The organism is Marinobacter shunpengi (assembly GCF_045449695.1).
Taxonomy (GTDB): Bacteria; Pseudomonadota; Gammaproteobacteria; order Pseudomonadales; family Oleiphilaceae; genus Marinobacter.
The window spans coordinates 22178-39358 of sequence record NZ_JBJJKZ010000009.1 but is presented as its reverse complement, the minus strand read 5'-3'; the positions used below and the strand labels follow the sequence as shown (position 1 = coordinate 39358).

The 17181-nt window shown below is 63.0% G+C and carries 17 protein-coding genes; 10 read left to right on the top strand and 7 right to left on the bottom strand.

The window, feature by feature from the left end; translation table 11 throughout:
* Positions 1 to 25: 25 nt before the first annotated feature.
* From ACJO2E_RS06250 to ACJO2E_RS06240, 3 genes are all read right to left on the bottom strand, one after another.
* Positions 26 to 1399: a sodium-dependent transporter gene (locus ACJO2E_RS06250; RefSeq protein WP_406962879.1), complete on the bottom strand. Its 1374-nt coding sequence runs from the start codon at positions 1397 to 1399 to the stop codon at positions 26 to 28.
* 235 nt (positions 1400 to 1634) lie between these two features.
* On the bottom strand, positions 1635 to 3206 hold the full coding sequence (locus tag ACJO2E_RS06245) for a methyl-accepting chemotaxis protein (RefSeq protein ID WP_406962877.1): 1572 nt from the start codon (positions 3204 to 3206) through the stop codon (positions 1635 to 1637).
* A 190-nt stretch (positions 3207 to 3396) separates the two neighbouring features.
* Positions 3397 to 4269, bottom strand: coding sequence for an EamA family transporter (locus ACJO2E_RS06240; RefSeq protein ID WP_406962875.1), 873 nt, complete (start codon positions 4267 to 4269; stop codon positions 3397 to 3399).
* Between the two features lie 84 nt (positions 4270 to 4353).
* On the opposite strand from ACJO2E_RS06240, the gene ACJO2E_RS06235 reads away from it, so the two are divergent.
* From ACJO2E_RS06235 to modC, 4 genes are all read left to right on the top strand, one after another.
* A complete protein-coding gene (locus ACJO2E_RS06235; protein ID WP_406962874.1) occupies positions 4354 to 4905 on the top strand; it encodes a DUF1415 domain-containing protein in 552 nt (183 codons plus the stop codon).
* A 68-nt stretch (positions 4906 to 4973) separates the two neighbouring features.
* On the top strand, positions 4974 to 5723 hold the full coding sequence (gene modA, locus ACJO2E_RS06230; protein ID WP_406962872.1) for a molybdate ABC transporter substrate-binding protein: 750 nt from the start codon (positions 4974 to 4976) through the stop codon (positions 5721 to 5723).
* 4 nt (positions 5724 to 5727) lie between these two features.
* Positions 5728 to 6414, top strand: coding sequence for a molybdate ABC transporter permease subunit (gene modB, locus ACJO2E_RS06225; RefSeq protein ID WP_406962870.1), 687 nt, complete (start codon positions 5728 to 5730; stop codon positions 6412 to 6414).
* Positions 6411 to 7493, top strand: a complete 1083-nt coding sequence (modC, locus tag ACJO2E_RS06220; RefSeq protein WP_406962868.1) for a molybdenum ABC transporter ATP-binding protein — start codon at positions 6411 to 6413, stop codon at positions 7491 to 7493. Before modB ends, modC begins: the two co-directional genes overlap by 4 nt.
* A gap of 45 nt (positions 7494 to 7538) precedes the next feature.
* Here the strand turns inward: modC and ACJO2E_RS06215 are convergent, their stop codons facing one another.
* A complete protein-coding gene (locus ACJO2E_RS06215) occupies positions 7539 to 8948 on the bottom strand; it encodes a DUF4397 domain-containing protein (RefSeq protein WP_406962866.1) in 1410 nt (469 codons plus the stop codon).
* Positions 8949 to 9195: 247 nt separating this feature from the next.
* Positions 9196 to 9438 (bottom strand): DUF2798 domain-containing protein, encoded by a 243-nt coding sequence (locus ACJO2E_RS06210; protein ID WP_406962865.1) that lies wholly within the window; start codon positions 9436 to 9438, stop codon positions 9196 to 9198.
* Between the two features lie 175 nt (positions 9439 to 9613).
* Here ACJO2E_RS06210 and ACJO2E_RS06205 point away from each other — a divergent pair, with 175 nt between their 5' ends.
* The 3 genes from ACJO2E_RS06205 to ACJO2E_RS06195 all read left to right on the top strand — a co-directional run bounded on the left by ACJO2E_RS06205 (position 9614) and on the right by ACJO2E_RS06195 (position 12902).
* The gene (locus ACJO2E_RS06205; protein WP_406962863.1) at positions 9614 to 10492 is read left to right on the top strand and encodes a DUF6279 family lipoprotein; all 879 of its coding nucleotides are present in this window, start codon (positions 9614 to 9616) and stop codon (positions 10490 to 10492) included.
* An 88-nt stretch (positions 10493 to 10580) separates the two neighbouring features.
* The gene (locus ACJO2E_RS06200; protein ID WP_406962887.1) at positions 10581 to 11990 is read left to right on the top strand and encodes an MATE family efflux transporter; all 1410 of its coding nucleotides are present in this window, start codon (positions 10581 to 10583) and stop codon (positions 11988 to 11990) included.
* 150 nt (positions 11991 to 12140) lie between these two features.
* Complete coding sequence (locus ACJO2E_RS06195) at positions 12141 to 12902, top strand: transporter substrate-binding domain-containing protein (protein WP_406962861.1); 762 nt, start codon at positions 12141 to 12143, stop codon at positions 12900 to 12902.
* A gap of 65 nt (positions 12903 to 12967) precedes the next feature.
* Here the strand turns inward: ACJO2E_RS06195 and ACJO2E_RS06190 are convergent, their stop codons facing one another.
* Positions 12968 to 13603 (bottom strand): HPP family protein, encoded by a 636-nt coding sequence (locus ACJO2E_RS06190; RefSeq protein ID WP_406962859.1) that lies wholly within the window; start codon positions 13601 to 13603, stop codon positions 12968 to 12970.
* A 188-nt stretch (positions 13604 to 13791) separates the two neighbouring features.
* On the opposite strand from ACJO2E_RS06190, the gene ACJO2E_RS06185 reads away from it, so the two are divergent.
* From ACJO2E_RS06185 to ACJO2E_RS06175, 3 genes are read left to right on the top strand one after another with little or no spacing between them, the layout of a single operon-like run.
* Positions 13792 to 14235 (top strand): acyl-CoA thioesterase, encoded by a 444-nt coding sequence (locus tag ACJO2E_RS06185; protein WP_406962857.1) that lies wholly within the window; start codon positions 13792 to 13794, stop codon positions 14233 to 14235.
* Positions 14222 to 15382, top strand: a complete 1161-nt coding sequence (locus ACJO2E_RS06180) for an HD-GYP domain-containing protein (protein WP_406962855.1) — start codon at positions 14222 to 14224, stop codon at positions 15380 to 15382. The genes ACJO2E_RS06185 and ACJO2E_RS06180 overlap by 14 nt, the downstream gene beginning before the upstream one ends.
* A 27-nt stretch (positions 15383 to 15409) precedes the next feature.
* Positions 15410 to 16375, top strand: a complete 966-nt coding sequence (locus ACJO2E_RS06175; protein WP_406962853.1) for an NAD(P)H-quinone oxidoreductase — start codon at positions 15410 to 15412, stop codon at positions 16373 to 16375.
* A gap of 115 nt (positions 16376 to 16490) precedes the next feature.
* Here the strand turns inward: ACJO2E_RS06175 and ACJO2E_RS06170 are convergent, their stop codons facing one another.
* Positions 16491 to 16919, bottom strand: a complete 429-nt coding sequence (locus ACJO2E_RS06170; RefSeq protein ID WP_406962885.1) for a CBS domain-containing protein — start codon at positions 16917 to 16919, stop codon at positions 16491 to 16493.
* Positions 16920 to 17181 lie beyond the last annotated feature (262 nt).

Genomic DNA, 17181 nt, shown 5'->3' with positions numbered 1-17181 from the left:
TTCTGGTTCTGTACTGGTCGCTTTTCTACATCAGGTTGTAGATGAACACGGCCAGTACTGCGATGGGTGTTACGTAACGCAGCAGGTTCCGCCACAGATTGAACATCCCGTTGGACATGGCCATATCCGCCTGCAGGGATTCCTTCGCCACGCACCAGCCCACGAACAGGGCCGTCAGCAGACCGGACAGCGGCAGCATGATATTGGCGGTGAAGAAGTCCAGCAGGTCCAGGATCGCGGTCTGCTCGAAGCGCTCGAACATGCCCAGCAGATAAACATCGGACCAGACGTTCAGGGACAGGATGGAGGCAACGCCCAACAACCAGCAGGCGACGCCCGCCAGGATCGCCGCCGAGGTGCGGGTGATGGCCATTTTCTCCTCCACCCACTCGGTGACCGGCTCCAGCAGCGAAATACCGGAGGTCCAGGCGGCGAACAGCAGCAGTACGAAGAAGGCCGTGGCGAACACCACACCCAGGGGCATCTGTCCAAAGGCCAGCGGCAGGGTGACGAAGATCAGGCCGGGGCCCTGACCCGCTTCCAGACCGTTGGCGAAGACGAACGGGAAGATCGCCAGGCCGGCCAGCAGGGCCACCAGGGTATCCATGATGCCCACACCCACGGCTGCCCGGCCAATGGACACGTCCTTACCCAGGTAGGAACCATAGGCCATCATGATGGCCATGCCCAGACTCATGGTGAAGAAGGCCTGCCCCAGTGCCTGCAGCGCGGCATCCCAGGTCAGCTTGCTGAAGTCCGGGGTAAACAGGAAGTCCAGCGCCTGACCGAAGTGCCCGGTGGTGGTGGCGTAGCCCACCACCAGCAGCAACAGCACGAACAGAGTCGGCATCAGGATCTTCGCCGCCCGCTCCAGGCCGCCTTTCAGGCCCCGGGAGACCACGAGGATCACAAGCGCCATAAACACCGTGTGCCAGAACAGCAGGATGCCGGGGCTCGCCAGCAGGGCACTGAAGATGCTGCCAACGGCGTCCGCATCCTGCCCCATAAAATCGCCCATGCCAGAGTGCACCACGTAGGACGCAGACCAGCCGCCAATGACGGAATAAAAGGAGAGGATCATGAACGCCGCCAGCACACCAATAATGGCGGACACCCGCCAGGCGGGGTTGCTGAGATTGCGTTCGGCCACGATCCGCATGCTGGAAACCGGGTTGCGGCCGCCGTTACGGCCCACAAACACCTCCGCCATCATGATGGGAACGCCGATCACGGCGATACAGGCGAGATAGACGATCACGAAGGCGCCACCGCCATTTTCGCCCGTCATATAGGGGAACTTCCAGATATTGCCCAGGCCCACGGCGGAACCCGCCGCAGCCAGGATAAAGGCCATACGGGACGACCAGTTGCCCCGACCGACCATAGCTTTTTCAGACATAGTTAAACCCTGTACTGGTACAGTTGTCATTAGGAGTGGAATAGAGAATAGCTGGTCGCGGTGTTCCCTGCCGGAAACCAGCAATTGGCGGCGGATTGTGCCAGTGTCGGGCGGGTGATGCCACCTTGGTCGCACAGAAAGTGTGCAACGGCGGGTCAGGTACTGTACCGGCACAGCAGCCCGGGGTTGGGCTGCTGTGCCGGTAAACTCAGGAAACGATCGTCAGTTCAGGGGCTTACTGCCGACTGACAAACCGCGCCACCAGATCATTGAGCCCCCGGGCCTGCTGACTGATTTCCTCGCTGGCCTGGCGGGCACCGTCGGCCTTTTCGGTACTGGTATCGGCCAGGCCGGAGATACGCACAACCTGCTGGTTGATTTCCTCCGACACCTGGCTCTGCTCCTCGAAAGCTGCCGACATGCTGACAAAGCTGTCAGAAATCTCCTGGATGGTGTGCACAATGTCCTTTAATGCGGCCTCCGTTTCCCGCACCTTGGTCAGGCCGTGCTGCCCGATCTCCTCGCCATCCCGCGTGGCCTGTACAGCCTTGTCCACCTGGGAACGAAAGCTGTCGATCACCTCATGGATCGAGACGGTGGACTGGCGTGTACGCTGCGCCAGGGAGCGGACCTCATCCGCCACCACCGCAAAACCACGCCCCTGTTCGCCGGCCCGGGCCGCCTCGATGGCGGCATTCAGGGCCAGCAGGTTGGTCTGGTCGGCAATTTCGGAAATCAGTCGCGCCGCTTCGCCGATCTTTTCGGTGGATTCCCCGAGACGGGTAACCGTCTCCCCGACCGTACTGCCCTGGGACACCAGGTGCTCAATGGACTGCAGCGCCTCGGCACTGAGGCGGCCCCCATTCCTCGCCAGCTCGCTGGCCTGGGAAGCCCCTTCGGTATTGCGGGTAACGCTGTCGGTCACCTCCTGGATGGAGGCGCTCATTTCGTTCATGGCGGATGCGGTCTGCTCCGTCTCCTGCCGCTGGTCCTCAATGGCCCGGGCGCCCTCGGCAATCATTTCCAGCCCTTCCCGGGCCGTCCGGGACAGCATTTCGGAGCTATCCTCGATCCGCGTCAGGGCCGTCCGGATGCGGGCTTCCTCGCTCAACAGCACCATACCCAGCTCCGCAAACAGCCCGGTTTCACTGGTATAGGTCTGGGCCACCAGCGGATCATGGAACGCATCCGGACGCAGATCAATCAGTGCCCGTAACCTGCGGGTGATGGACGAGGCCTGCAGCCCGCATCCCATCAGGAAGCCCGCAACCACCAGGGCAACCGCCGGCCAGAAGGCGTCCAGAGACACCGCCACCAGGCTGGCAACCAGCGGGATCAGCATCGGCCAGCCGGATCGCACCACCGACTGCAGACGGGTACCGGTTCCAAAGGCGCCCCGACCCGCGGACAGCCGGCGATAGAGATGCCCCGCCCGCTCGACCTGTTCCCGGGTCGGCTCCACCCGGACCGACTCGTAACCGGTGACCTTGCCGTTCTCGAGGATTGGCGTGACATAGGCACTGACCCAGTAGTGGTCGCCATTCCTGCTGCGGTTCTTGACCACTCCCATCCAGGGCTTGCCCGCGTTGATGGTGTCCCACATCAGCTTGAACACACTGGGGGGCATATCCGGATGGCGGATAATATTGTGGGCCTGTCCGATCAGTTCGTCGCGGCTGAAACCACTGATTTCGGCAAAATCCCGGTTGCAGTAGGTAATCACGCCCTTGAGCGTGGTGGTGGTGATCAGCCGGCTGCCCGGCTTCATTCTGACTTCTTTCTGGGTAACGGGCCCGTTATTGCGCATGGTTATTCTGGTTCCCGGATCATGGCATAAAGCGGATAACTGTCCGTCAGGCTCCGGGACAAACCCGGGCTTCAGGAGTATCGGCGCGTTAACTCCTGACTTTAGTAAACAGTAGGGTAATTAACAAAAAGAAACCCTACCAATATTGTGGGATAGTCATCCGGGATCGGGTTTCGTCCATCATGCCCGGTCACGCCGTACCCTGAAGTTGAGCACGGGGGTGGAAGCGGGCGTTCAGCCACAGGGAAAGGGCAATCACCGCACCGCCAATGGCAAGACGCAACAGATCCGCCTCCCGGTTCCAGATCAGCAGGTTGACCACCAGGCCGGCGGGCACCAGGGCATTGTTCATGACCGCCAGGGTACCGGCGTCCACCAGGCACGCTCCCCGGTTCCACAGGTAAAGTCCCAGGCCGGAGGCCGCCAGCCCCAACCAGGCCAGCACACCCCACTGCAGGCCCGTGGACGGCAGCCTGGTATGATCACCAAAGATCAGGAACGACGGCAGGGCAATGGTCAGAGCACCCAGGAAGAAGTAGGCGAAAGTCCGCCAGGCGGGCACCGGCAGCGGGTAGGCCCGCATCAGGTGTTTGTACCCCACCTGACCAGCGGCAAAGGTCAGGTTGGCCAGTTGCAGCAGCAGGAACCCGGTCAGGTAGTCCTGGCTGAGCCCGTCAAAACGGATAATACCCGCGCCCAGGGTGGCCACCGCCGCCGCCAGCAAGGCCACCGGCGAGAACCGGCGATACAGCGCATCGTCCACCAGGGTGACATACAGCGGCGTGAATACCGTGAACAGCAGCACTTCCGGCACGGTCAGGTAGCTGAAGGAACGATAGAGGCAAAGGTAGGTAATGCCGAATTGCAGTGCGCCGGTGACCATGATCCCCAGCTTCAGGCGTCCGGGCACCCCGGCCCAGCGGGTCACCGGCAGGAACAGCAGCGCCGCCAGGAGTACCCGGCTGAGTACCGCAAAATCGCTGTCCACATGACCGGCCAGGAACTCGCCGATCAGACTGAAGGAAAATGCCCAGAGAACCGTTACCAGAATCAGCAGTGCCATTGATATCCACCCACCCTTTTTGCGGCCGGGCACTGTATCATAGCTGACTAATGAAATGACCTGACTGTCAGGACCCCGGAGCCCATGAACCCACAAAAGGTTGTCCAGGCCACCCGACGCTGGGTGCAGGATGTGGTGATTGACCTCAACCTGTGCCCCTTCGCCCGTCGTGAACTGGTCAATGACCGTATTCGCTTTTCGGTGAGCGAAGCGCAAACCGAAGACTCGCTGCTGGCTGACCTTCAACGGGAACTGCTGCAACTGACCGATGACGACAGCATTGAGACGACCTTGCTCGTGCATCCCGCCGTGCTTCAGGATTTCCCTGACTATAACGACTTCCTGGCGGTGGCGGACGGCCTGATCCAGGTGCTCGACCTGGAAGGTATTATCCAGATCGCCAGCTTTCACCCACAGTACCAGTTCGCCGATACGGACGCCGATGCCGCCGAGAACTACACCAACCGCTCACCCTATCCCATGCTGCACCTGCTGCGGGAAGCCAGCCTGGAGCGGGCCATCGACAGCTACCCGGGCACCGACACCATCCCCCAACGCAACATCCAGCACGTGACTGCCCTGGGCCGCCCCGCCATGGCGGCACTGCTGGCCGCCTGCCTGCCAGGCGATCACTGAGCTGGCGTCAGGTTTTATAGCGCGTTGAAATGGGATAATCTGGCGGACACGTGGAGAAGCCCCTGATCATGCGAATCGTTCTGACCGCTTGCCTGCTGTTGCTGAGCCTGGCCTCCCCGGCCCATGCCCTGACCATCGCCGCCGCCTCCAGCCTGCGCCTGGCCATGCCGGAGCTGACCCAGGCCTTTGAGCAACAGTATCCGGACGCCTCCGTCACGGTGGTGTTCGGCGCCTCCGGCAAGCTGGCCTCCCAGGTACTCAACGGCGCCCCTTACGACCTCTTCCTGTCCGCCGACACCGGTTATCCGGAGCGCCTGGCCGGCGAAGGTGTCACTGCCACCGATCCCGAGACCTATGCCGAGGGGCGGCTGGTGCTGTGGCACCATGACCCGCAGCGTGCAGCCCTGACACCCCCGGACCTGACTGGTGACGATATCCGGCGGATTGCCATCGCCCAGCCCCGCCACGCCCCCTACGGGCAGCGGGCGAAGGAAGCACTACAGGCACTGGCGTTGTGGGAACCGCTACAGCCCAAACTGGTGTATGGCGAGAACATCGGCCAGACCGCCGCCATGGTGGAATCCGGCGCCGCCGATGCGGGGCTGATCGCCTGGTCACTCACCTTCGCCCCCGACCTGGCCGGGCGGGAGTTCACCCTGATCGATGACAGACTCCACCAGCCGTTGGCCATGGCCATGGTCATCACCGGCCGGGGCGGTTCCAGCGAGGAAGCACGGCAGTTCCGGTCCTTCATGGTATCGGAGGCTGCCGCCGCCATCCTCGGCCGGTTCGGATTCGAAGCTCCCAAGGGGCATTGATTTCATGCCTGAGCTGAGCCCCCAGGACTGGCAGGCCATCCAGGTTACCCTCCGACTGTGTGGGCTGACCACGGTGATCCTGCTGGTGCTGGCCACCCCGCTGGCCTGGTGGCTGGCCCATCGACGTTCCACCTCCCGCACCGTCGTACAGGCGCTGGTGGCGCTGCCACTGGTGCTGCCGCCGACGGTACTGGGCTTCTACCTGCTGATCGTGCTGGGGCCCCGTGGGCCCGTCGGTCAGAGCCTGGAAGCCATGGGACTGACCCACCTGGCCTTTACCTTTGAAGGCATCCTGGTGGCGTCGGTGATCTACTCGCTGCCGTTTGCCGTGCAACCGCTGATGGAAGCCTTCCGCGCCCTGGGCACAAGACCGGTGGAAGTCGCTGCTTCCCTCGGCGCCGGCCCCCTGGACCGGTTCCTGACGGTGATCCTGCCCCTGTGCAAGGGCGGCTTTATCGTGGCCGCCACCCTGACCTTCGCCCACACCCTGGGGGAATTCGGCGTGATCCTGATGCTGGGCGGCAGCATCCCCGGCGAGACCCAGGTGCTGTCGGTACTCATCTATGACTACGCTGAGGCCATGGACTATGACGCGGCCCACCGGCTGTCCCTGGGACTGCTGGTGTTCGCTTTCGTGGTGCTGGTAACGGTATACAGCCTGAACCGACACCCCGGTGGGGTGAAACCATGACCCTGTCCATCAACGTGCGCCTGCACAAGGGCGACTTCGCCCTGGTGGTGGACGGTTCACTGCCCACAGAGGGCATTACCGCCCTCTACGGTCGCTCCGGTTGCGGCAAGACCACCCTGTTGCGGGTGATTGCCGGCCTCGAACGCCTGCGTCGTGGACAGGTCCGCTTCCGGGATCAGCAGTGGCAGTCCGGCCGACAGCAGGTGCCACTGAGCAAACGTCGGCTCGGCCTGGTATTCCAGGAGTCCAGCCTGCTGCCCCACCTGTCGGTGGAAGCCAACCTGCTGTATGGCTACCGGCGAACGCCGAAGGACCAACGACGCCTGCACCCGGAAACCATCCGCACACTGCTGGATCTGGACCACCTGCTGGAGCAGCCGGTGCACACCCTGTCCGGGGGCCAGCGCCAGCGTGTCGCCCTGGGCCGGGCGCTGCTCACCAGCCCCCAACTGATGTTGCTGGATGAACCCCTGTCCGCACTGGATGCCGACGCCAAACGGGAGATCCTGCCGTTCCTGGCGGACCTGCCGACCACTACCGGCGTCCCCATCCTGCTGGTTACCCATTCCGCCCGGGAGGTGGAACAGCTGGCTGATCACGTCGCCTTCATGGCCAACGGTCGCCTGGAACGCATCGAGCCCCTGCGGGAAACCCTGGCCCGACCGGATTCCCCCCTGTTCAGCGATGAGGGCCCCGCCTCGGTGCTTCGGGGCCGGCTGACCAGCCTGCCCGACGGCGAATGGCAGTTCGTGACCGAGGGTGGTGAAGGCCGCCCGTCCATTGCCTTCCAGGTCAGTGGTTATTCCAGCCATCAGACCAGCCTCCACCGGCTGCGCATTCTGGCCAGCGACGTCAGTCTGGCCACGGAGGAACCCGCCGGCATCAGCATCCGCAACCGGATGCCGGTGCGCATCGAGCGCATGGATGAGACCGATGAACACCGCTGCACCATTACCTGTCGGCTGTCGGACGGGCAGGTACTGCTATCGAGGGTTACACAGACATCAGCAAAGGAACTGGGACTGGAAAACGGGCAGACGGTCTATGCCCTGGTGAAGTCCGCGGTGTTGATGGAATAAGGGGCAGACGCCCGCCGGACGGGCGCCTGCCATTGCTGCTCAGGATCAGTTGAAATCGTCCAGCAGGATCAGCCCGAGGCTGTCCAGTGGCGCCGGAGCGCCCGGCTTGGCGTCCCGGGCAATCACGGTATAGACACCGCCGGCATCAAGGGCCACCCCGTCCGCCTGGATGGCCACGGTACCGGTGCCGGCGGGCGTGATCCTCACGTTGTAGGTGCCGTCCGGCACCGGAAGGTAATCCGTAACCGCCTTGAAAGGCACGTCCGCCAGGGTCGGGTCCGAGTTGCCGATACTGGTCTGGCTACCGGGCAACAGGTAGATGTCCACGTTTCCGGCGGCGGTGGCGGCATGAACAATCCGCAGGGACGCCTGGGTGGCAATACTGCGCACGCTGTCCTCCAGCACCAGCCCTTCAACGGGGAAGTTGGCATCGTTCAGCAGTCCCACCGCCAGCACGGAATAGCCCTGCCCATTGACCAGATTCACGTCCGCTTCGATGGCCACCACGCTATTGTCCGCGGAAGCCGCCACCTTGAGGTTGGTCATCCCGGCGGGCAGTTCGGCGTAGCCATCCAGGGTGTCAAACGGTGCCACATCGCCGAATTCCAGGTTGCTCAACGGCGTGGCCATATCATCCACCAGCACATCCACTGCCGGCGCATCAGCGGAACCGTGGACCACGCGTACTCCCGCATCCTGGTCCGCATCGTAGATCTGGGCCACGTCTTCACCATTGACCACGATCAGGCTGACCGGGCTGGCCCCCGCCAGGGACGAATTGGCACCGGTGTTGGTCACCGCCCCCACGAACAGGTCGGCGCCGGCGGGCAGAGACACATCACCACTGTCGAACACGGCGGTGGTGCCCCCGGCGGCGGCCACCTGGATGCGATAATTGCCGGCCGGCACTTCCACAGCGTCAGCGACGTCCTTGAACGCAACATCCGACAGCAGCGGATCGGTGGTGGACAGGTCATTCCCCTCGCCGGCTGCCGTCACATAGACATCCACGCTCGGGGCGTTGGGGGCCAGGTGCCCGATTCGGACGCGAACCTGGTCAGACGATGAGAAGTCGGGGTCATCGTCAGTGAATACCAGCGGTTCGATGGAGGCCAGGTTGTTCACCGCCACCACGTTGTAGCGGACATTTTCTTCAAAAGAGAACGGCGCGGGACCGATCACGTCCGTTGTACCATCCGGCAGGATACCCTGGACGGCGATGTCGTAATCTCCGGGGGCCGGCGACAGCAATGCCGCGTCCTTGTAATCGGCGGCCTCCACTGCGGCACTGCCATCCACCAGGATATTGACCGGCGGCGCGTCCGGAGAGGCGTGGATGATCCGGACTTCAGAAACAGGGCCCGGATCGTCATCGCTGGAACTGTCGCTGTTACTGCATCCGGCAAGCACCAGGGCGCCGGTAGCCACAAGGGGTAGAGTCAGGAAACGGTGCATGGTATCTGCTCCTCAATTGCAGAGAACAATTTATAACCGGTTGACACTGGTTCGAACCTGCACAGGTTGATTCCCTGACCTGTGTGTCAAAGCGGTTTACGGGGAGCAGGACAAAACGGATTCAGGAGGTTTGACACTTTTTGACAATAATGGCGACACACGTTACCCGCTGCGCCGCCGGAAGCCACATCCTGTCACTCGCGTTCCGTCACTGGCGGACAGAGTCGTCAGGGGCAGGGGGCTGGATTCATTCCGGCGTATCGCCTGCGCCAAACCGCCTCAGGGTGGCTTCCGTCAGCCGACCGGCCAGCGGCGCGATGAACACCACCAGGGGGTAGGCGACAGCCCACGCCACCAGCCAGGCGGCCAGCCAGCGCTGGTAGAACGGGCCATCCACACCGGTATTGATCACCGTGATCACACCGGACATCAGGAACGACATCAGGCAGGACATATAGAAGGCAAAGATAAGCTGACGAGGACGTGGCATCCTGGACCTGGCCAAGGCAGTGACTCCTGGTAATGGGTGGAAAACCGGGAACATCCGGTGAAACCATCGGGTCGTAACAGAACGGATAAGACCCGTTGATGGCTGCACGGCTGACCAAACCATCGATGCAAGAAACGCCGTACAGGGTAACGACATTCTAAAAGGACTTGCACCCATGAAACATCGCCTGCCCGGACAAGTGACAAGGATCCTACTATTTTCCCTGCTCGCGCTCCAGCTTGGTGCCTGCAGTTCGACCCGCCTGTCCTACCAGTTTGCCGACCGCGGCGTCGTCTGGTGGGTGGAGGATTACGTGGACCTGACCGGCGCCCAGGAAGACGCCCTGCTACAGGACCTGCGACAGATGCGGGAATGGCACTGCCAGACCCAGCTCACCCGCTATTCCGACTGGCTGGCGGAACTGCGCCGGGAAACCGCCCGGGGGGAACTGCCCCCGGAACACATCCGCTACCACCGCCAGCAGTTGGCGGCGTTCCTGGAACCCCTGAGCGCCCGGGCAGTCCCCGTGGCCAGCCGGCTGCTGAAAAGCCTCACCGATGAACAGGTACGGGAACTGGTCGCCAGTATGGAAGAGCAGCAGGCCGAGTACCGACGGGAATACCTGGACGAGGACACCCCGCAGGAAGCCGTAGAGCGGGTGGTGGAGCGCACGGAACGGTGGCTCGGCGACCTCAATGACCGCCAGGTGGCCATCATCCGCCAATGGTTGGCCGACCGGGAAGGCGCCACCGAAGCCTGGCTGGACGGCCGGGGTAACTGGCAGGCTGCCTTTTCCAGTCTGCTGGAGCAACGCCGGCAGGCGGACTTTGAGGACCGGTTACGGGACATGATCATCCACTACCAGCGCTACCAGGGTGAAGCCTACCAGGCCCGGGCCGGGCGGAATGCCGATGACATCGTGCAGTTGACCCACAAACTGCTGGTGGCCGCCGATGACCGGCACTGGCGGCACCTGCAGGAGGAAACCAGCGACCTGAGACAGGATATGGTGGCCCTGGCCTGTCCGGCGGAGCCGGCTACCGCCGCCCGGTAGGGAATTCCGCTACCGCCGTTCCCGCATTCCGGGCACGAGGTGTATAGTAGGCCGCCCTCACGCGGTTTCAGGTAGCTTCCGAACCATGCTGGACGAAGAACACCAACCAGTTCCCGATACCCGGGCACCCCTGGTGCCACGGGTGCTCGCCGAATGGCGCACCCTGGCCCTGCTGGGCGGCCCCATCCTGGTGGCCCAGATCGCCCAGATGGCCAACGGCGTGATCGACACCGTCATGGCCGGCCATGCCAGCGCCGAAGACCTGGCCGCCGTGGGCATCGGCAGCGCCATCTGGATGCCGGTGTTCCTGTTCTTCATGGGCGTGCTGAGCGCCCTGCAGCCCATTATTTCCGGCTACAACGGCTCCAGAGCCCTCGACCGGATCATGCCGGCCACCTGGCAGGGTCTCTACATCGCGGCCGCCAGCGCCCTGCTGATGATCCTGCTGGTGGTCAACGTGCACCCCGTGTTCAGCCTGATGGGACTGGACTCGCAAACCGCCGGGGTGGCCGATGGCTACCTGGACGCCTTTGCCTGGGGCATACCCTTCATGCTGCTGATGGTGGCGCTGCGGGGCCTGACCGACGGCCTGGGCCATACCAGGGTGATCATGGCTTTTTCGGTGCTCGGCACCCTGATCAACCTGCCCCTGAACTGGATGCTGATCTACGGCAAGTTCGGGCTGCCGGAACTGGGCGGCGTGGGCTGTGGCTGGGCCACGGCCATCTCCAACGTAATCGCCGCCTTTGCCATGGTGTTCTACCTGAACCGCAGCCCGGTCTACCGGTCGTTCCACCTGATCGCGGACCGTGCCAGGCCGGACCCGGAAAACCTGCGCTATATCCTGCGTATCGGCCTGCCCATCGGGTTTACCATCTTTGTGGAAGCCAGCATGTTCTGCGTGATCGCCCTGTTCCTGGCCTCGCTGGGCCCGGTCGTGGTGGCCGGACACCAGATTGCCCTGAACGTCACCTCGCTGACCTTCATGGTCCCGCTGAGCATCGGCATGGCGCTGACCCTGCGGGTGGCCTTCCTGGTGGGGGCCGGCACGTCCGGCACGGCTCACCTGCTGTCCCGCAGTTCGTTGATCCTGGCAGCGGGCACGGCCCTCGTCTTTGCCTCGCTGCTGTACGGCTTCGCCGGTGCCATCGCCCGGCTGTACACCAGCGATCCGGAAGTGCAGGCCGCCACCATCCTGCTGGTAAAATTCGCCGCCGCGTTCCAGATCGCCGACGTCATCCAGGTCACCTGCATCAGCGCCCTGCGGGGCTACAAGGACACCCGCATCCCCATGTTCATCATGCTGTTCTCGTTCTGGGGCGTGGGCCTGCCCCTGGGCTATGTGCTCACCTTCACCGACCTGATCGTGGAGGCCATGGGAGCACCGGGCTTCTGGGCAGGCATTACCGCCGGGCTGGCGTCAGCGGCCTTGTTGCTGGGGTGGCGATTGTTTCTGTATACGCGCCCTCCAGTGACGTCCGCCACCAATCCGTCCTGACGTTGGCCCATTCCAGGAAACGAATGACTTCTCCGCCCTTAAGAAACCACCGGGCTCCATGCCTGTTATGCAGAATTTACATTTCGATAGCGTAAAACCGTGCATTTCGATCTACGCTGTCAGGTACTTTTAATCGGCCAGGAAACCGCCATGTGGGCCCGAATACTGCTTATCTCACTACTGCTTGGCAATGCCGCCTTCGCCGATTCCGATGCGGAAGACACGCCGACGGAGCTTCGCTTTGCGGTGATCGCGGACGTGCCCAGCACACCCCTGGCACTTGAGTTGTTACGCACCGCCTATGGCCAGCTTGGTATCAACGTTGTTACCCGACTGGTGCCTTCCCGCCGGGCCCTGCTGATGGCGGATATCGGAGAGGTGGACGGTGACCTGTTCCGGATTGCCGATGTCGGCGACCAGTATCCCAACCTGGTCCGGGTTCCCTATCCGCTATTGGAGGGACGGCTCCATGCCGTCACCAACAATCCCGATCTGATCGGCCGGCAAAGCCTGGACCAGGTAACAACCACCGGCCTTCGGGTCGCGGTGCGACGGGGTGTGATTATTGCCGAGCAGACCGCGGAAGCGCTCGGTATGACGCCGGTACGCACCGACAGCTATGGTCAGATATTGGCCATGCTGGAATGGCAGCGGGTGGACCTGGCCCTGGTCTCCGGCATCGAAGGTTTCTCACCGCTGAACGACGACATCTGGGACAGCATCTATGTGTTCCCGGAAACGGTCACGGACTTCACCCTCTACCACTACCTCCATCGCCGCCATGCCGGACTGGCCGACCCCCTTGCCACAGTACTGGAACAGCTCGAGCAAACTGGTGAAAAGGCACGGATCCTGGAGCGACTCAGGGCCGGGGCGGAGTCTGGCGAGCCGGCATCGGATAACCCTGAATAAGGCCCCAGGCCCGACAACAACGGCCTACTGTCATTGCGCCCGACGTTGACAGGCGCTGGTGACGATCACAGGGGGCGGGACCTGCTCAGGTTTCCGGCCTCCGATACCGGCGGACGGCTCCGCCACAGCGGGTAGGGAATCCCCGACAGCCGGTTCATCACGAACGCATGGATCAGCAGGATCAGAACCCCCGCCATCAGCACCGGCAACTGGGCCGGGTCCGGCATCAGTCCCAGGGACACGATCAGGGCTGTGGCACCGGCGGGCGGGTGGGGCACCCGGAACAACACCATCAGGCAGCCGGTCAGCCCCAGTGACAGCGCCGCCGCCCCCACACGGGCGCCATGCACACCTTCCAGGAAGGCTGAGGGATGGTCCTGCAAACCAAACACATAAAGGCTCAACAGTCCCATCAACGCCCCCAGTAAATGGCCGCACAGGGTGTTACGGGGCGAGGCCGGTTCCGCCATGGGCACATGGAACAGGATAAACGCCGTGGCCCCCAGGGAGGGGAAGATAAAGGCCTCCTGGGTCATCAGGGCCACAAACGCCACCAGGGCAATGCTGAAACCGCCGTTGATCAGACTGAAGCCTGCCATGACCGTCCGGCGGCTATAGCGGTCGGCGAGTCGCTCAAGATGCAACGCCCGCAATACCCCGGACGTCAGTTGCCACCGTAATCGTTCGTTCCTGGCACCCACAGCGCCCTCCGCGCACCAAAATAGGGCGCAATGGTAAGGAGCGATTCGTGACCTGACAAACATCGAAAATCGATAACGGTTATCGAGCGCTGTCCAGCTCCCGATCGAAGGCCCCTTATCCGCATCCAACGGGTGACAAAAGCGCCGGTCCGGGTACACTTGGGGCAATGATAACAACAGGAGCCTCCATGACTGACAAACCGATGGAATTCCGCTTCCGGGTCCGCTATGCCGAATGCGATGCCCAGCAGGTGGTCTTCAACGCCCGTTACGCGGATTACGTGGACATCACCATTAACGAATACATCCGGGCACTGTTCGGTGACTACCGGGACATGTTGAAGCAGGGCATGGACATGCAGGTGGTCAGCATGACCCTCAACTGGTCGGCCCCCGCCCACTTCGATGACGTGCTGTGCGGCCGGGTGACAGTCAAGCATCTGGGCAATACCTCCTTCACCCTGGAAGTGCAGTTTGTCCGCTATCCCGACGACACCCCCATCGCCCGGGCGGAAGTGGTCTATGTGCTGGTGGATCCGGACACCCTCGGCAAGAAGCCCATCCCCGACGACCTGCGGGACAGGATGCAGACCGCCGGCCGTGGCACCGTGATCAGCCATGCCGGAGAATAAGCCCACGGCCTCCACCCAGAATCTGGTTCGGGTGTCTCCCGGCGTCCTGGTGGTGGGCAAACCCCTGCCATGGCCGGTGTTCGATGCCCATGGGGAAGTGCTGTTGGCCCAGGGTTACGTCATCCAGAGCGAGAGTCAGCTGGAGCAGCTCTACAACCGGGGCATGTTCTACCCCCATCAGGCGGAGAACCCCGACGAGGAAGTGGCGGAAGAGGTCGCCGAGGGGCAACGCAACCCGTTTGCCGACTACCGGGCCCTGCTCAAGACCCTGAACCGGACCTACGATGCCATCTCCACCCGGGACCCGGACGCCCGCCTGAAACTGCTGGGGCTGGCCCGGCTCATCGACCGCATCTGCCGGGAGGCGCCGGACGCCACCCTGTCCCTGGTCCACCTTTATTCCGTGGAACCCACGGCAACGGAACAGTCTCTGTTCCATGCCATCGTCTGCCACTTTGCCGGCCGGGAACTGCACCTGGACGACGGACGTATCGTGGTGCTGATGGCGGCGGCCCTGTCCGCCAACCTGGCGCTGATGCCCATCCTCGACAAGCTCAATGCCTCCAGCCACGGCCTCAACGACCAGCAGCGGTCCATTATCCACCGCCATCCACAGCTGGCCGCCAGGGCACTGCATGAGGCCGGCATTGAAAACCGCCTGTTGCTGAAGATAGTACTGCAGCACCATGAGCGCGCCGACGGCAGCGGTTATCCCGAGGGGCTGACCGGCGACGCCATACTGCCGGAAGCCCATATTATGGCCCTGGCGGAACACTACGTTGCGCTGATCAGCCGCCGTGGCTATCGTTCACGGTACAGTATCACCCAGGCCCGCAAAGCCCTGGCCGATGCGGCCCAGGACAGCCCCAGGCCTGCCCTGTTCCGGGCACTGCTGAACGCCCTGACCCCCTATCCGCCGGGTGCACTGGTGCGGCTGGCCAGCAATGAGATTGCCGTGGTCACCCATCGCCCGGCCCCCATGGGCGGGCACCGGGTCAAGGCCATCAGCGACCCCATGGGCAGTGCCTATGCCAGCGGCTTCGAGCGCGATACCGAGCTACTGGATTTCAACATCCGGGCAGTGGAAGTGGTCGACATGATGCCCCCCATGGATTTCCAGGCATTGTGGGACTACGAGCACCACTGATCCGCAACATACGACGTAGGAGTCCCCATGAAAGCGATTACGGTAAACGACCAGGTCCTGACATGGACCGACCATCCGGACCTGCCCGACCTCGGCCCGGACGAGGTAGCCATTGACGTTGCCTGGGCCGGCATGAACCGGGCTGACCTGATGCAGAGCAAAGGCGCCTACCCGCCGCCCCCCGGCGCGTCGGACATTCTGGGCCTGGAAGTCAGCGGCCGGGTTGCCGCCGTGGGCGACAATGTCTCCCACCTGGAGCCGGGCAACGAGGTCTGCGCCCTGCTCACCGGCGGCGGCTACGCCACCCGGGTCAACGTGCCGTCGGCCCAGGTACTGCCACTGCCCCCGGGCCTGACCCTGAAGCAGGCCGCCGCCCTGCCGGAGGTGCTGGCCACCGCCTGGATGAACCTGTACATGGTCGCCGGGGTGAAACCCGGGGAGCGGGTGCTGGTGCATGCCGCCGCCAGCGGCCTGGGTACCGCCACCATCCAGCTGGCCGTGGCCATGGGCAACGAGGTCTTCGCCACCGCCGGCAGTGATGACAAGCTGGCCTATTGCCGTGAGCTGGGAGCCACTGGCACCTGGAACCGCCATCACGGCTCCTTCGCCGACGCGGTGAAGGATTGGGGCGGCGCCGATATGGTGCTGGACCCGGTGGGCGGCGACTACATCGCCGAGAACCAGAAATGCCTGAACGTGGAAGGCCGCATCGTGCTGATCGGCCTGATGGGAGGCATGGATGCCAAACTGAACACCGGCGCCATGCTGATGAAACGCCAGCGGGTCATCGGCTCCACGCTGCGGGCCCAGCCGGTCAGCGTGAAAGGCGAGGTGATGGACGCCCTTTATGAGCAGGTCTGGCCCCGGCTGGCCAGTGGCGAGATCAAACCCGTGATTGACCGGACCTGGCCCATCGCGGAGGCCAACGATGCCCTGGCCTACCTCGCCAGCAACGAAAGCACTGGCAAGGTGCTGCTCGAAGTCAGCGACTGACCGGCCATTGCCCGAGCCACCAATAGGCCCTGCGGCTCAACGCAGCCCCCAGGGCCGGGTACAATGCTCCACATGGTCGTCGATAAAGCACGTCGTGAACCCGGCGAAGGGAATGTCAGTCTGTCTCGGCAAAACGGCCAACATCGATGCCCGCGCCGACACGGGCCAGTTCCGCCAGGATCGACGTGCGGGTCACGATACCCAGCAGGCGGCCATGTTCCTGTACCGGATAGACCTTGGGTTTACCACGTCCCAGGGCCTGGGCCAGATCCACCACCGACATTTCCGGGCTGATCATCACCGGCTCACGCATCATCACATCGTCCACCGAGGGCTCCCCCTCACTGTGATAGCTGCTGACCAGCAAGGCATGGATACAGTCCTGTTCGGACACGAAACCCACCACCTTGCGATGGTCATCCACCACCGGTAAACCGGTGACGTGGTTCTGCAGCAGGTGCTTCACCACCGCTGGCAGGGGCGTACCCAGCCGGACCGGTTCGATGTGGTTCCACATGATGTCCGACGCTTTCAGTGAGCGCATCATGAACGTCCTCCTGTTCCTTTTCCGTCCTGTTGTCCTGACGCCAATACCATCGACCGGTACCTCACGGCGCCTTTTTCTGTCGGGCGTTGTGAACGGGCCACGACCGATCGGTTGTCGCCGCTCAAACACTCCCTTATCCCTTTACCTTAGGCAAGAACAGACCAAAACGAAATGTCATTTTCTCACCCATTTATTCCGATCGGCCAACTTGCTGATTTGAAACATTTACATCCGTTAATCAGAGACTAAACTTCAGGAG